The 14,967-nt window shown below is 41.0% G+C and carries 10 protein-coding genes; 7 read left to right on the top strand and 3 right to left on the bottom strand.

Features of this window, described 5'->3' with window-relative positions; all coding sequences use genetic code 11:
* Positions 1-373 precede the first annotated feature (373 nt).
* From FBB35_RS31090 to gshB, 5 genes are all read left to right on the top strand, one after another.
* A complete protein-coding gene (locus FBB35_RS31090) occupies positions 374-1,192 on the top strand; it encodes an XDD4 family exosortase-dependent surface protein (protein ID WP_254625741.1) in 819 nt (272 codons plus the stop codon).
* A gap of 372 nt (positions 1,193-1,564) precedes the next feature.
* Positions 1,565-1,942, top strand: coding sequence for a transposase (locus FBB35_RS35245; RefSeq protein ID WP_254625605.1), 378 nt, complete (start codon positions 1,565-1,567; stop codon positions 1,940-1,942).
* A 77-nt stretch (positions 1,943-2,019) separates the two neighbouring features.
* Complete coding sequence (locus tag FBB35_RS35240) at positions 2,020-2,523, top strand: transposase (protein ID WP_254625738.1); 504 nt, start codon at positions 2,020-2,022, stop codon at positions 2,521-2,523.
* Positions 2,524-2,597: 74 nt separating this feature from the next.
* Complete coding sequence (gene grxC / locus FBB35_RS31080) at positions 2,598-2,861, top strand: glutaredoxin 3 (RefSeq protein WP_114086110.1); 264 nt, start codon at positions 2,598-2,600, stop codon at positions 2,859-2,861.
* A 205-nt stretch (positions 2,862-3,066) separates the two neighbouring features.
* Positions 3,067-4,032, top strand: coding sequence for a glutathione synthase (gene gshB, locus FBB35_RS31075; RefSeq protein ID WP_174712824.1), 966 nt, complete (start codon positions 3,067-3,069; stop codon positions 4,030-4,032).
* Between the two features lie 558 nt (positions 4,033-4,590).
* On the opposite strand, the gene ftsZ is transcribed toward gshB, so the two are convergent.
* The 3 genes from ftsZ to FBB35_RS31060 form a co-directional block, all read right to left on the bottom strand.
* Complete coding sequence (gene ftsZ, locus FBB35_RS31070; RefSeq protein ID WP_174712823.1) at positions 4,591-5,907, bottom strand: cell division protein FtsZ; 1,317 nt, start codon at positions 5,905-5,907, stop codon at positions 4,591-4,593.
* A 54-nt stretch (positions 5,908-5,961) separates the two neighbouring features.
* Entirely contained in the window at positions 5,962-6,252 is a 291-nt protein-coding gene (locus FBB35_RS31065; RefSeq protein WP_254625740.1) for a hypothetical protein, read from the bottom strand.
* A gap of 560 nt (positions 6,253-6,812) precedes the next feature.
* A complete protein-coding gene (locus FBB35_RS31060; protein WP_174712822.1) occupies positions 6,813-7,667 on the bottom strand; it encodes a cell division protein FtsQ/DivIB in 855 nt (284 codons plus the stop codon).
* Positions 7,668-8,369: 702 nt separating this feature from the next.
* Between FBB35_RS31060 and FBB35_RS31055 the strand changes: the two genes are divergently transcribed.
* Entirely contained in the window at positions 8,370-9,701 is a 1,332-nt protein-coding gene (locus tag FBB35_RS31055) for a P-loop NTPase fold protein (protein WP_174712821.1), read from the top strand.
* A 130-nt stretch (positions 9,702-9,831) separates the two neighbouring features.
* Positions 9,832-14,883: a hypothetical protein gene (locus FBB35_RS31050; RefSeq protein ID WP_174712820.1), complete on the top strand. Its 5,052-nt coding sequence runs from the start codon at positions 9,832-9,834 to the stop codon at positions 14,881-14,883.
* Positions 14,884-14,967: the final 84 nt, after the last annotated feature.

Genomic DNA, 14,967 nt, shown 5'->3' with positions numbered 1-14,967 from the left:
ACCTAATGCAGGCTGGTTTTATCCAGGGTAACGCTGCACTCTATTCAACCTACAACTCTTCCTCATAGAATAATCAATATCTCCTAAAAATCTGTTGATTAAGTAATAACATCGAGAAACAAAATATTGATTATTCAGCGTGAATAGAGACAATTCTAATTAAAAAAATATATCAAGTGTAAATACTGAAAATTTCCATTAATTTATAAAAAATATATTGATAATTTCAAATTTAAATTTTTAGCTAACCTCGACAAACAACGTAGACAATTATTATTTATTTGTGTAAATTTAGACATTGGTAACTTCCATAAAAAAGTTATTTTGAGAGGTCTTAAATATCCTCAATAAAAAGAAAAGGAGTTTCAATCGCGTGTCTCAACCATATTCCAAGAAAATAGCGGGTTATGCAGTCTGTTGTATATCAGCATTAGCTGTGGTGACAGTTTCACAGATTTCCCAAGCAGATGCAGCCTCTATGACTTTCTCAGTCACAGGAACTAACTCAGCATCAAAGAATGCTCTGGCATCATCAGTTGTCTTTGATGACTTACTCAATCCAGGTAAGTTGACAGTGACTCTGACGAACATGAAAAATGTTTCAGTCCCTTCTGATGTTCTTACATCAGTCTTTTGGGACTATGCTGGATCTCCCTTAAACTTATCGTTAATTTCAGCAACAGCTGCAACGGTCACTCAAAACAACTCCTCTACCACTACAAATAATGTAAATCTTCTCAATACTCCTAATGGCAAAGAATGGGCATTTGCATCTACTACTAATTCCGCAGGACTTACTAATGGAGTAACCCAAGATTACGGTTTAGGTACTGCCGGCTTGGGTATTTTTCAAGGCATTGGTGGACAGCAGCAAGTAAATTACGGCATTATTGACGGCTACAATGCTAATGCAAATTCACCAGTTAAAGGGGGAAGTTTTGTTGACAATTCGGCCACGTTTGTTTTGTCAGGACTGCCCACTAACTTTGATATAAGCAAAATTGGTAGTGTTCGCTTCCAATATGGCACCGCTTTAAGTGAGCCTAGCATTATAAAAGCACAAGGGAATTATTATAGTCCTCCACCTCCTCCACCAAAAAAAGTACCTGAACCTGGGACAACAGCCGCCCTTGGTTTATTTGCAGTGGGTGCATTGAAAGTGGTGAGGAAAAAATCTTTAGTAGTAGCCTAAGTGACAGTTTTCTAGTTTTCAGCACTGAGAAATACCAGATACTTCCATAAAAGGAAATACTGTTTTTTTAGAAAGTCAAGTGTGCGTCCCCTATATTCTGTAAAAATTGATTAACTACAACATGGTGTAAATAGACTAATAATTATAAATCGTTGCAAAGCTTGCATTCTTTCTAGGCTTTTCAACGATTTTTCGTTTTGCATAGTTCTGCACAAAAAGCTAGCTAAGTGTAGCGGATCTCGAAGGAACTGAGCGAAACCAATAACTGAATTTAGTTAGACACTTCTGAAAGTAAAGTCAAAACGTCATATAGCGGTTATCAGTCTACTTCAGTACAGTAGGAGAGAGCAATTCTACTGATAATTGGTGGTGATGAAAGCCTACTCTCTCGACTTGCGTCAAAAAATAGTTGATGCTTATGCCTGCGGTGACATTTCCCAACGAAAACTGGCTAAAAACTTTGGTGTCACCTTAAGTTTTGTGCAAAATTTACTCAAACGCCATCGAGAATTGGGGATGATAGGCCCCAAGGTGCGGACTGAGCAGACAGCAACAAAGTTGAATGCTGAACAGTTAGAAATCCTGCGCCAACTCGTCATAGCACAGCCCGATGCGACGTTAAGCGAATTGCGGGAACGACTTTACGAGAAAACAGAGGTCTTAATTGGGGTAGCTACGGTGAATCGGATGGTTCGCTGGAAACTTCACCTCAACCTCAAAAAAAAAGTCTCCACCTCACAAAAAAGGTAGTGATGAAGTCCAACTAGCCCGATTTGAGTACTGGAAACTCTTGAGGGGGATACCCGTCGAAGAGCTGATTTTCTTAGATGAATCGGGAGTTAATCTGTCCTTCATCCGCAAATGTGCCCGCGCCTTGCCTGGCCTTTCAGGCCTATGCTCAAAAGCCCAACCGCAAAGGGAAAAATGTCTCGGTAATTGGTGCAATTAGCTTGAAAGGACTGCTCACCCAATGGAGTGGCTTAGGTTCTATCGATGCTTTGACTTTTGATGCCTTCATCGCCCAAAAGCTCGTACCCAAACTTTGGCCTGGTGCAGTGGTGATCATGGATAACTGCTCAATCCATAAAAGTGATGAACTTGAAGCTTTGCTCATCGCTGCTGGCGCTCATCTCATTTATCTCCCCCCCTATTCTCCCGATTTTTCACCGATTGAGAATTGTTGGTCCAAGATTAAGAACATTCTCCGTCGCATCGGTGCAAGGACATACCCTGATTTACTCCAGGCATTAGATACGGCATTCGCAGAAGTGACAATAGAGAATTTGCTGGGTTGGTTTACTCACTGCTGCTACTGTACCTCACAAGACTGATAACCGCTATAGAACACCTACAGCCAGTTGCAACGTTCTAAAATTAAAAAGTATTAAATCAAGTTGAGGACATTATGGCTGCAAAAGTAGAAATTTACACTTGGAGGACTTGCCCGTTTTGTATCCGTGCCAAAAGTTTGCTGAAGAGTAAGGGTGTTGAATTTACCGAATACAGCATTGATGGAGATGAAGCAGCCAGAAATAAAATGGCTCAAAGAGCAAATGGAAGGCGCTCTTTACCGCAAATTTTCATCAATGATGACCATATTGGTGGTTGTGATGATATCCACGCTTTAGACAGTCAAGGCAAGCTAGATGAGCTACTAACTTCCGTGTAAGTCTAGAAGATATTGCACTAGCGACAAGCCGCTGCAAATTACAGGGCAGTCGCTACAACTCTGTTGACAAACTTCTTTCTCGCAAAAGCGATATCTGTCAACCTCCAGTTTCTACTCAGTAGTACAAATATACGTCAATTGGTGAGAGCAGCAAGAGATAATAATTGAACAACCATTTAATTTTTTGGTGATTGAGGTATAAAGGGTGAAACTGGCTTTTATCGTTGATCCGATCCATCTGCTTGACCCGTGTCATGATACCAGCATTGCCCTGATTGAAGCAGCGCAAATCCTGGGACACGAAGTTTGGGTAACTCAAGCAAATCTGCTGAGTGTAGTGGAGGGTAAAGCTTGGGCTGTCCTACAGCGAGTCGAACTTGTACCAGTGCAGTTGGTGGAGAGACGCTGGATAGCGGCGAATCCTTGGTATAAGTTGAGCGATTCCTCCTTAACTTCTTTAGAGACAATGGATGCCGTATTTATGCGGACAGATCCACCTGTCAATGATTCTTACCTCTATGCCACCTACATTCTGGATTATGTTGACCAAAACAAAACTCTGCTGATTAACAGTCCTAGCGGTATTCGAGGGGCAAATGAAAAAATGTATGCTCTCCAGTTTGCCAAAGCAATTCCAGAAACGATTGTCAGTGCTGATAAAGAGTTTATCCGAGAATTTGTCAAAGCAAAGGGGGCAGCAGTTATCAAACCACTGGGAAACAAAGCCGGGGAAGGAATTTTATTTTTACAATCGAGCGATCGCAATTTTAACTCCATTGTCGAACTCAGTACCCTCCAAGGTCGAGTGCCAGTAATGGTACAAACCTATCTACCGGAGGCAAAAGAAGGAGATAAACGCATTATCCTGCTCAATGGCGAACCGATTGGTGCGCTCAATCGCCTCTCTAGCGGAACTGATTTTCGCAATAATATGGCCACTGGTGGTACAGTCGCTCAAACTGAAATTACCCCAAGAGAACATGAAATTTGTACCCAAGTAGCCGAACGCTTACGCCAAGACGGTTTAATTTTTGTGGGTATAGATATTATTGGTGGCTACTTAACTGAAGTTAACGTCACCAGTCCTACGGGAATTCGTGAAATTGATCGCCTAGATGGTACTAACCTTGGTTATCAAGTTATTCAATGGATTGAACAGTCATTGAATTGAAGGAGGCAGGAAGAGTAAATCAGCAGGGGTCAAATCCTCTGCTGATTTGAAGCCACTGAACTAGAGTTCAGTCATGGTCTTATCTACCGGTGAAGGCAGTTCTAAAGTACAGACGGTTTTCATTCTGCCTCTTGCCTTCATTGATAAATGTAAATTATTTTGACTTGGTGTCCTATTTCCCAGAAAACAGCATTACTTCGGGTGCTTGCGTGGGCAACTTGCCCATATAGCTTTGTTTATACAGAATATAAGTTTAATGAATCGCAATGGTAGATGTAACAATGTCTACGACGGGCTACATTTAATCATTCCTAGTTGGGCAGGTCTTCTGATTTATTTGTTCCAAAAGCAAAGCTAGACATGGGAGCCAGCAGAACCCTGCCCGAGTTAATTCTATAAGTAGCGTTAACAAATTTCTTTACCAATTAGCAAAATTAGGGATGGCAACGGATTGCTTATCCCTGCTTTTGGTAAACCCTGAAACTAACAGATTTTATACAGCACTCAGCCTAACCTGAGACTGCTAATTTAATCTAAAAATCTCAAATCCAAAATCTTTTAATTCCGTGGTGTTCGTCGGTTTCTCAAGAAGTCAGGTATATCCAATCCAGGTTTTTCTTTTGGTTCTGGAGTTGGAGTTGGAGTTGGAGCTGAATTTGGAGTTGAGGTTGGAGGATTAACTGCGGGTTGTTGTGTTGTTGGTCGCTTGGAGGTATTAGGTGCTACTCGAACGCTAGCTACGCTTTGTTGTACCGCAGCTTGCACTTCACCTGTAAACCCGGTGGCAATTACAGTAATTCTGACCTCACCTTGGAGTCTGTCATCAATTACAGCCCCAAAAATAATATTGGCGTTAGGATCAACTACTTCATAGATTGCTTCTGCGGCTGCATTCACTTCATGTAAAGTAAGATCAGTACCACCTGTAATATTAAAGACAACTCCTCTAGCACCTTCAATAGAACATTCTAGTAATGGTGAAGAAATAGCTGCGATCGCTGCTTCTCTAGCTCTAGATTTTCCAGAACTAACGCCAATTCCCATCAATGCCGATCCTGCATCTGCCATCACAGCTCGGACATCAGCAAAGTCAACATTTACCAAACCGGGAATTGTGATGATATCAGAGATACCTTGCACCCCTTGACGCAACACGTCATCTGCATAGCGAAAAGCTTCTTGCACAGGTGTTTGTTCGGGGATAACTTCCAGTAGTTTGTTGTTAGGAATAATAATCAGTGTATCTACCCTACTTTTTAAGCCTTCAATCCCTTGTTCCGCTTGGCTGGTGCGGCGGCGACCCTCAAAAACGAATGGACGTGTGACTACCCCAACAGTGAGAGCGCCCATTTCTTTGGCTACTTCTGCCACGATTGGGGCTGCACCTGTTCCTGTACCACCGCCCATACCAGCTGTGATAAATACTAGGTCTGCACCCTCTAAAGCTGTAGCAATTTCGTCTCGTGATTCCTCCGCTGCCTTTTGACCAATGGCAGGATTACCACCTGCTCCTAAGCCCCGCGTTAGCTTTTGTCCAATTTGCAATCTACTGGGAGCGCCTGCCAGAGTTAAAGCTTGGGCATCAGTATTAATTGACCAAAACTCTACACCAGAGACATCAGATTCGATCATGCGGTTAACGGCATTGCCACCGCCGCCACCGACACCAATCACTTTGATGTTGGCAACCCGACCAGGAACAATTTCCCCAATGCGGCTATTTTCCGTAAAAATCTTCTTATTATCGTGATTTTGTCCGAAGTTCATCCCAGAGTTATTAAAGGGATTGGTCGAGTTAACTGCCAGAGAAAACCCAGGCTGTCCCGGAGATTGGGAATTTTTATAGGTGAGTCCTTGGTTATTATCAAGTGTCATTGGATTTGTGAGAGGGTAGATAAACGACTTTTCCAGGTGCTATTCACTTAAGAGTCAACTATAGTTTGACACTGCCACAATACTATGGCACTGTTCTTTATTGTTTTCACTACTGCCAAGCCTAACAGAATTGGCGGTATGAAAATTTGCTATGAGATCAGCTTTTAATGCAGCCGATTGCACAGCCAATTCTAGAGAAGTATACCTATATTTATCCAAAAGTGATCTGTATAACTTCAACCAGACATTAATCTCTTCATTCTTCTCATCGGAGAACATAACTTCTAAAGACACACTACAGCGCATCTTATCTGCCTCAATAATATTGTTAATAGGTTTCACCATTGGGGATAATTGCAACTTTAGACACAAAATTTACCTGATACTTACTTATTCTTAAGGTTGAAGTAAGCAAGAATTTACTTGTCAGACTATACCTGATTAATTTGTTGTTTGGGGGGTCTTAATGGACACTTTGTTTGAGCAATAGTCTATCTTACGAGAACCCTCACTAGTGTGGTCAACAAATCAAGATTTCCCTAGAGGTTTCGTAAACCAATTAAGAAATATGGTACAGAATAGTCCAAACTGATTGCCCAAAAGTAGCCTTTACGCAATATTTGGCAGTACCTTAAGTTACAGATTTGAACTTCAGTAAACTGTCTTTGGAGTATCCTCAACAGACCTAAGTTAGATTGTCAGACATCTTGCACCCTACTATTAGATGTTAGGGTAACAATTTGAGAGTGTTTTACTCACAAGAGAGATTTCATGATTGATCTTCTCATTTTAATTAGAAGTTAATGCCGATTTTCGCGCGAGTTGCAGGAAAACTGAAAATAATAAATATATTTATCAGCATAAAGCTTCTTAATTTACTAGGAGCTATCAATACATTAAACACGCTAGATATTTTTAGGGTTTTTGGGAGTTAATTTTTGATCTTTTTGGTTCATTTGTACTAAGGGAAAATCGGGATTTTTCAGATCAATATACTCTATTTGACCAGAATCGAGTTTCGCTGATAAATGGCGCATTTGGGCGAGTACCTTAATTTGTTCAGACAACAGGGAACCTGGAACGCCAAGATGCACATTTCCTAGTTCTGTTTTCAAAATTAAATTCGCTGGATTTTGGCAATCAATTTCCACTACTTTCACAGTACTTTGGCTGATAGCTTGATGAATTTGAGTCCAGTTGAGACAGTATTGTTTGGGCGATCCAATTACTCTGAGATTGGGTAATTTCCTAGTGGGATTCAGTGATGTGTATTTTTCTAAAGGTATCCAGGCCCCACTTGCATCTAGTAAGCCGATTGTGACTTTTTTATTGCCAGTGCCCTGATTTGCCCCACTTGCTGTTTGAGTAATTGCGACAGGGACTCGTTCTTGGATTTCGATGTTTAATCCGGGAGGAAACAGGCGGCGTCTCACGATCGCTTGGGCAATAGTTGGTTGTTTTTTCAAAGAGTTGGCGATCGCTGCTGGTTCAATCCGCCACAAAGATTGGGGATAAGATAACACTAATAGGGATTGAGTTGTCTCATTTGAGAGTAATTGATTGCCTGATTTCATCACTACTTGTTTGGGAGTTTTTAACACCCATACTGGTTGAACTGCTACCCACAGCAATCCACCTGCCAAACCGGTAATGGCAAAAGTTCGCCAAATAGCTTGAATAATTCTCATCTGCCGTCGCCGACGTAATTTTTTACGACGCTGCGCTAGATCCGTGCGGGAAACTGATATTATGCCAGCCATTCAAACCCCTTTCTGGTTACAATCCAAATTCCTTGACGCGCTTGTATCATTATTAATTTCAGTAAACACTGTCGGCATCTGTTAGCCGCTCTCCTCAAGACTTTTTTTATTTTTAGTAACACTTTACAGTAAGTACACAACGAACGTAGTCTCTAGTCATCCTTCCTATTAAAGTTTCCGGTGTCCATTCTTAACTCACTGTTGTCTTTTTGACAAGGGACATAAAACATTTTTTCTTTAAAGATTACAAAATCTTAATTTAAATATTTCTGATTTTGTTTTATTGACAAATAGAATGTGAAGTGATAAATAATTCTTCCTTTGTCTCTGTATAGATTGCTATAATTCATACTAGTCATGTCTCATCAACTATACAAACAGGGAATAATATAATCGAGTAGCTTTTTTTACTGATTAACTCCGTCATCAAGGTTTGTGTCAGGTTAAAGAAAAGCTATGAGATTGTCAAAACCTCAATAGTAGGTGTAAAAAGGACAGATATGTTTAAGGTTATTAGGGTCAATTAAATCTCTATCATACTACTGACAGATACTGACAGTAATCCTGTAATAAGTGCTGTCTTTTGCAAGACACTACCAACTTGCGAATTAATTGTGTGCCTACATCAAAGTTAGAGATTATTTGTATAAAAAATACGAGTTAACTGCATCTACACACGCGTCTACATTCACCTATACATACATGAAAACGACATTCAATTTGTCACGTTTTTATAAAGCATGTAACCCAAGCTACACGCTTAATATAAGCAACGTGTTAGATCGCCAGTATTACATAGATTTTGCTGATGTCCGTGGTTGCAAGATTGTCGAAGAATTGCAACGCACTATAGTTCGGATTTCTCCTGATGAGCCAACCTGTCAGTTATTTACGGGTCACATTGGCTGCGGTAAATCGACGGAATTGCAGCGCCTCAAAACAGAACTAGAATTGGCAGGATTTCATGTGGTTTATTTTGAGTCCAGTCAAGACTTAGACATGGCTGATATTGATATCAGCGATATTTTGCTGAGTGTAGCCCGTCAAGTTAGTGCCAGTTTAGAAGGTATTAACATCAAACTCAAAGGTGGTTACTTTACCAATTTGTTTAAAGAAGTAGGCGATTTTCTACAAAGCCCCATAGAGCTTTCTGGACAAGCAGAATTATCCTTGGGTATTGCCAAAATTACCGCCAAAACCAAAGATAGCACTCAGATGCGGAATCAACTGAGGCAATATTTGGAACCACGTACCAATAGTATTTTGCAAGCGATTAACGAAGAAATTTTAGAAAGGGCTATTGAACAGTTAAAGCTGCGGGGTCAAAAAGGACTGGTAGTGATCGTAGATAATTTGGATCGAGTCGATATGCGTCCCTTAGCATCAGGGCGATCGCAACCAGAATATCTCTTTATCGACCGAGGTGAACAGCTACGTCGACTCAAATGCCATCTAGTTTACACAATTCCGCTAACACTAATTTTCTCCAATGAGTATGAAACACTCAAAAATCGCCTGGGGGGAGGGATTGCACCAAAAGTACTGCCGATGGTATTAGTGCGGCAAAGAGATGGCAGTGATTACGAACCAGGGATGTCACTAGTACGCCAGTTAGTCTTAGCAAGAGCTTTTCCAGAAGTTCCTTTGAATGAAAGGCTTTTATTAATTACAGAATTATTCGATCATTCCCAAACCTTAGATCGGATATGTCGCGTTAGCGGTGGCCATATTCGTAACTTATTAGGTTTACTTTATAGCTGCCTGCAACGACAAGATCCACCTTTTTCTAGAGAATGCTTAGAAGCTGTGATTAAAGACTACCGAGACGATCTGCTATTAGCTATTGATGAATCCCAGTGGGAATTATTGTTTGAAGTAGTTCAACAACAGAGAGTTAAAGGTGAGTCTGACTATCAAAGCTTACTACGAAGTATGTATTTGTTCGAATATCGTGACCCTCTGGGGCGCTGGTTTGGCATCAGTCCAGCCCTAGCAGAAACAGAAAAAGTTTTAGCTTGGCAACAAAAAAAGTAATAGTGCTGGGTAAGTTAATAGTTATTAGTCCTTTGTCCTTGGCCATTGGACTAATAACTAATGTCTCATGCCCAATACCCCATGCCCCATACCCCATGCCCCATACCCCATGCCCAATGCCCAATAACAAATGACTACTGACAAGCAGCTACACGTCTCCACAAAAGAAAATCAGCATACATTGCAAAGACTGATTAGAGCGATCGCACTTTCTGAAGGTCAATTTGCCCTAATTTTAGTTCGGTGTAACTATGGGCAATTACGTGAGCAAATGTTAGGAAATATTCGCTCCATCACCAAAGATACCAATATCAGAGAAGTTGTCCTCAAGTCGTCAACAACTTCCTTACACAACACAATAGTCACAGAACTATCCTTAGATAATCCTGCTGTCTTCACAGACTCTTTACCAGCTGCTGTTATGGTTTTTGGTATTGAGTCAGCAATCGACCTAGAAAACTTACTTACAGGCATTAACCAAGCGCGAGATATATATGCCGCAACTTTTCCATTTCCAGTAGTGTTGTGGCTACAAGATGAAGTTGCATCATTGTTGTCCAGATTGGCGCCTGATTTTAAAAGTTGGGCTGCAACTACGATTAAATTTGAAATGGCAAAAGCAGATTTAATTGCTTTGATCCATCAAGAAGCAGAATCTCTATTTGGCAAAGTTTTAGAAGCAGGTGCTGAAACATTTTTATCTAATGCCTCCCTAGATTTAGATCCTAAGTCTCAACACCGCCACGAAATAGAATCAGCCCGTAATGATTTGCTGCGCCTATATAGTCTTCAGTTAACACCCGGATTAGAAGCTAGTTTAGAATTTGTGTTAGGACGAGATAAATATGCCAACGATCAAATTAATGGTGCTTTAGGCAATTATCAAAGAAGTCTAGCATTATGGCAGCAGGAAACGAAGAGAGTCGCTGAGTTGGAAAGTAATTCTTCTTTACCTCTCTCATGTCCTCACCCTACTCCTCCTTCGCCTTTACTCAAGCAAGCAATAGTACTATTTCACTTAGGGCTGTGTTATCACCGCATGGCAGACCTACACAATAATAGTAATAGTAAGTATTGTGAACATGCTCTCTTGTGGTTTAAACAATGCCTGGACGTATTGGAGGAAGTACAAAGAGAAGACTTAGTTGCTAAATTTATTTTGCCTGCTTGCGAAATGCTGCAACGTTTACAAGCTTGGGACGACTTAAAAAAATTAGCTCAAAAGTCATTACTTCTAAATAAAACCTATGGAACTCCTGCACAAATTGCTCAAAATTATGGTTTTTTGGCAAATGTGGCAATTTCCGAGTCGAATTGGGTACTAGCTCATGAATTAGCGAATGCAGCACTTTCTATTTCCGAAGAAGCAACAGAAGTTTCTCTGCGAGATGCTTTGCGAACACGACGACAAGAAAGTTGGTATCTTCTGTTGCTTGCACGTACACAGCGACATCTAGGTGAATCAGAAGAAGCGATAAATAACCTGGAATGGGCGAGGGTAGTTTGTGAGCTACAACATCAGCCATCACTATATTTAGAGATTTTAGAGGAACTGCGATCGCTTTACTTTTTTGAGCGTCATAACTATACAGAAGCCTTTAAACTCAAGCAAGAAAAAATTCAGATAGAACATCAGTATGGGTTTCGCGCCTTCATTGGTGCGAGTCAATTACAGCCGCAACGATCTAGAATTAACCCAGCATTGGAACCTCAAAAAATACCGTTGATTCCTGAAGGAGTTGCCCAAGAAATATCAGCTTCAGGACGACAGCAAGATATCAATCGTTTGATTGAAAGAATTAGTCGTGCTGACTATAAACTTACAGTAATTTATGGACCATCAGGCGTAGGTAAAAGTTCAATTCTCAAAGCTGGTTTAGTCCCAGCCCTGACAGGAAAAGTTATCGGAGAACGCATTCCTATACCTATTGTTTTGTCTGTCTATACTGATTGGCTAACAGTCTTAATAAGCAGTCTAAACCAAGCGCTGGCATACACAGGAATATCAGTTAATCCTGACTCTACATTCAATATACTATTAGAAAAAATTCGTTTAGCAACCGAGCGCAACTATACAATAATTATCATATTAGACCAGTTTGAAGAATTGTTTTTTATTAGTAATCCTCCTACGCAAAGAATAGAATTTTATCAATTCTTTAGTGAATGTTTAAATATCTCGTTTGTAAAAATTATTCTTTCGTTAAGAGAAGATTACTTACATCATTTATTAGAATTTGAACGATTGAGCCAAAAAAATAGTATTGGACTATATGATTTAGGTGTAATTAATAAAAATATTCTCGATAAGGACATTCGCTACTATCTAGGAAAATTCTCTAGTCATGATGCTAACGCTATAATTCACAGTCTTACTCAACGTTCTCATTATGAACTGAGTGATGAATTAATTAATCGATTAGTCCAGGATTTGACAGGAGAACTAGATGAAGTACATCCAATTGAATTACAAATAGTTGGCGCTCAACTACAAATAGAAAATATTACTACCCTTGGACAATACAAGCTTTGCGGCGGCTCGGCAAAATTGGTTGAACGCTGGCTAGGGGAAGTGATCAAAGACTGCGGCCCAGAGAATGAAGAGTTAAGTTGGAAATTATTATTTGAGTTAACTGATGAAAAAGGGACGCGACCTTTAAAAGGTAAAGCTGATTTAGCGGCTGCATTAGTTAATAACCATGATATAGATACAATATCAAGCTTTAACACAGTTGGGGAACTAATTTTAGAAATATTGGTGGGTTCAGGTTTGGTGTTGCGAGTCAGAGAAGAATTAGGCGATCGCTACCAGCTAGTTCACGATTATTTAGTTGAACCAATTCGCCAAAAAAACAACTATGGTATGCTCGCCGAGTTTGAAAAAATCAAACTCGAAAAAATTAGAGCAGAAGTAGCCCAACAACTGAGTCAAAAGCAACTCAATTTGGTGTTGCAACGGCGACTGCGAGAAGCACGGTTTGTAGGCGCAATGCTGGCAATCATGGGGGGAACAATAGCAGCATTATGGTGGCAAGCTGACTTGCAAAAAACAGCAGCAATTCACCAAACTCTGCGAGCTGAACGCAGTGAAACCAACTTGAGGATTAGTGGAATCACGGCTGCTAGCGAAGCTCTATTTGCGTCTAATAAAGAGTTTGATGCTTTATTAGAAAGTTTGCGGGCTTGGAGAGAACTGAAACAGGCAGATGGAGTGCAACCAGATACGCGAATGCGGGTGGTAACAGCCCTGCAACAGGCGGTTTATGGGGTAACAGAAGTCAACCGCTTAGAAGGGCACACTGATATTGTCTGGGGAGTAACTTTCAGCCCAGATGGTCAAACCCTAGCATCAGGTAGCCGAGATCAGACTGTGAAAATTTGGCATCCTGATGGTAGTTTACTTCAAACCCTCAAAGGTCACACTGATGCTGTTACCTGTGTAAGCTTCAGCCCAGATGGTCAAACCCTAGCGTCCGCCAGCCTCGACAAAACAGTACAAATCTGGAGTAAAAACCCGGTTACAGGTGAATTTGATCCCAAGCCATATAAAACTCTGAAAGGACATAAAGATTGGGTTTATAGCGTTAATTTCAGCCCTGATGGCGAGTTGTTAGCTACTGCCAGTAAGGATACAACCATAAAACTCTGGCGCAAAGACGGTACATTAGTAAAAATCCTGAGAGGACATCGAGGGTGGGTTAACTGGGTAAACTTTAGTCCTGATGGTCAATTAATTGCTTCGTCCAGCGATGACAAGACAGTGAAAATCTGGCGACGGGATGGTAGCCTGGTTACAACTTTGCAGGGACATCAGCAGGGTGTGACTGTAACTGTTTTCAGCCCCGACGGTAAATTTTTAGCCTCAGCAGGTCGAGACAAGACAGTGAAACTTTGGCAGAGGGAGATTAACGATACTAAAGACGGTTTTGGCTTTCGTCTTTACAAAAATTTACGGCAACATAGCAGTACAGTGTGGAGTTTGAACTTTAGTTCTGATAGTAAAAAGTTAGCTTCCGCAGGCGAAGACAATGCCATAAACCTCTGGAGTATAACTGGTACTTTACTCAAAACCTTCAAAGGACATAGTGATGCTGTTGTTACTATCGCTTTCAGTCCAAATAATAAATTGCTGGCTTCAGGAAGTTTCGACAAAAGCGTGAAACTATGGAGCTTAAATGCCCCAACCCCGTCTACTCTTCAAGGGCATCAAGATCGAGTTTTGAGCGTTACTTGGAGCCCCAACGGTCAGATGCTGGCTTCTGGTAGTAGCGATCGCACTGTAAAACTCTGGAAGAAATATACTAGTAATGGCGAGTTCAAAACTCGACTTTACAAAACTTTAGTGGGGCATACAAGTAAAGTTCCTAGTGTCAGTTTTGACCCCAAAGGTAAAATGCTGGCTTCAGGAAGTTATGACAAAACCGTGAAACTTTGGCGGCTTGACGGTACTTTGATCATGACTCTTCACGGACATAGCGATAGTGTGATGAGCGTGAATTTCAGCCCCGATGGTCAGTTTTTGGCATCAGCTAGTAAAGATAAAACCGTGAAACTCTGGAACCGTCAAGGCAAGTTACTGAAAACCTTAGTGGGACATCAGGGTTGGGTAAATAGCGTAAATTTTAGCCCTGATAGTCAAATTTTAGCCTCCGCCAGTGATGACCAAACTGTGAAATTGTGGAACCGTCAAGGCAAATTGCTCAAAACTTTTTCGCCTCATGACAGTTGGGTCTTAGGTGTCAGCTTTAGCCCCACTGATGAGTTGCTGGCTTCTGCCAGTTGGGATAACACCGTAAAACTGTGGCGACGGGATGGTACGTTGTTAAAAACCTTATTAAAGGGGTATAGCGATAGCGTCAACGCTGTAACTTTCAGTCCCAATGGTGAATTGCTTGCCGCCGCCAGTTGGGATAGTACAGTAAAACTTTGGAGTCATGAAGGCAAATTAATTAAAAGCCTGAATGGGCATCGTGCCCCAGTGTTAAGTGTTAGTTTTAGCCCAGATGGTCAAACATTAGCATCAGCTAGTGATGACAACACGATAATTCTGTGGAATTTAAACCTTGACGATCTGCTTGTTCGTGGTTGCGACTGGGTGGGTGATTACCTCAAGCACAACCGTAATCTTGAGGAGCGCGATCGCTTTCTTTGTAAAGGCATACCCACTAAAAACTCTTTTTAATTATGAATTAAGTTGAAGCCTCAATGAGCAACCGCTCTTGGTTTAGCGGTTGATGAGGCGATCGGGGTTGTTAATTCAGAGCTA

It is taken from the genome of Nostoc sp. TCL240-02 (assembly GCF_013343235.1).
Taxonomy (GTDB): Bacteria; Cyanobacteriota; Cyanobacteriia; order Cyanobacteriales; family Nostocaceae; genus Nostoc.
The sequence above is the reverse complement of the archived record's forward strand: the minus strand, read 5'-3'. Positions and strand labels throughout refer to the sequence as shown.

Excerpts from the sequence above, each read along its gene's own strand:
- ftsZ (WP_174712823.1), bottom strand. The coding sequence starts at position 5,907 with ATGACACTTGATAATAACCAAGGACTCACCTATAAAAATTCCCAATCT.
- FBB35_RS31055 (WP_174712821.1), top strand. The coding sequence starts at position 8,370 with ATGAAAACGACATTCAATTTGTCACGTTTTTATAAAGCATGTAACCCA.
- FBB35_RS31050 (WP_174712820.1), top strand. The coding sequence starts at position 9,832 with ATGACTACTGACAAGCAGCTACACGTCTCCACAAAAGAAAATCAGCAT.
- FBB35_RS35240 (WP_254625738.1), top strand. The coding sequence starts at position 2,020 with ATGAATCGGGAGTTAATCTGTCCTTCATCCGCAAATGTGCCCGCGCCT.
- FBB35_RS35245 (WP_254625605.1), top strand. The coding sequence starts at position 1,565 with ATGAAAGCCTACTCTCTCGACTTGCGTCAAAAAATAGTTGATGCTTAT.
- grxC (WP_114086110.1), top strand. The coding sequence starts at position 2,598 with ATGGCTGCAAAAGTAGAAATTTACACTTGGAGGACTTGCCCGTTTTGT.
- FBB35_RS31065 (WP_254625740.1), bottom strand. The coding sequence starts at position 6,252 with ATGGTGAAACCTATTAACAATATTATTGAGGCAGATAAGATGCGCTGT.
- FBB35_RS31060 (WP_174712822.1), bottom strand. The coding sequence starts at position 7,667 with ATGGCTGGCATAATATCAGTTTCCCGCACGGATCTAGCGCAGCGTCGT.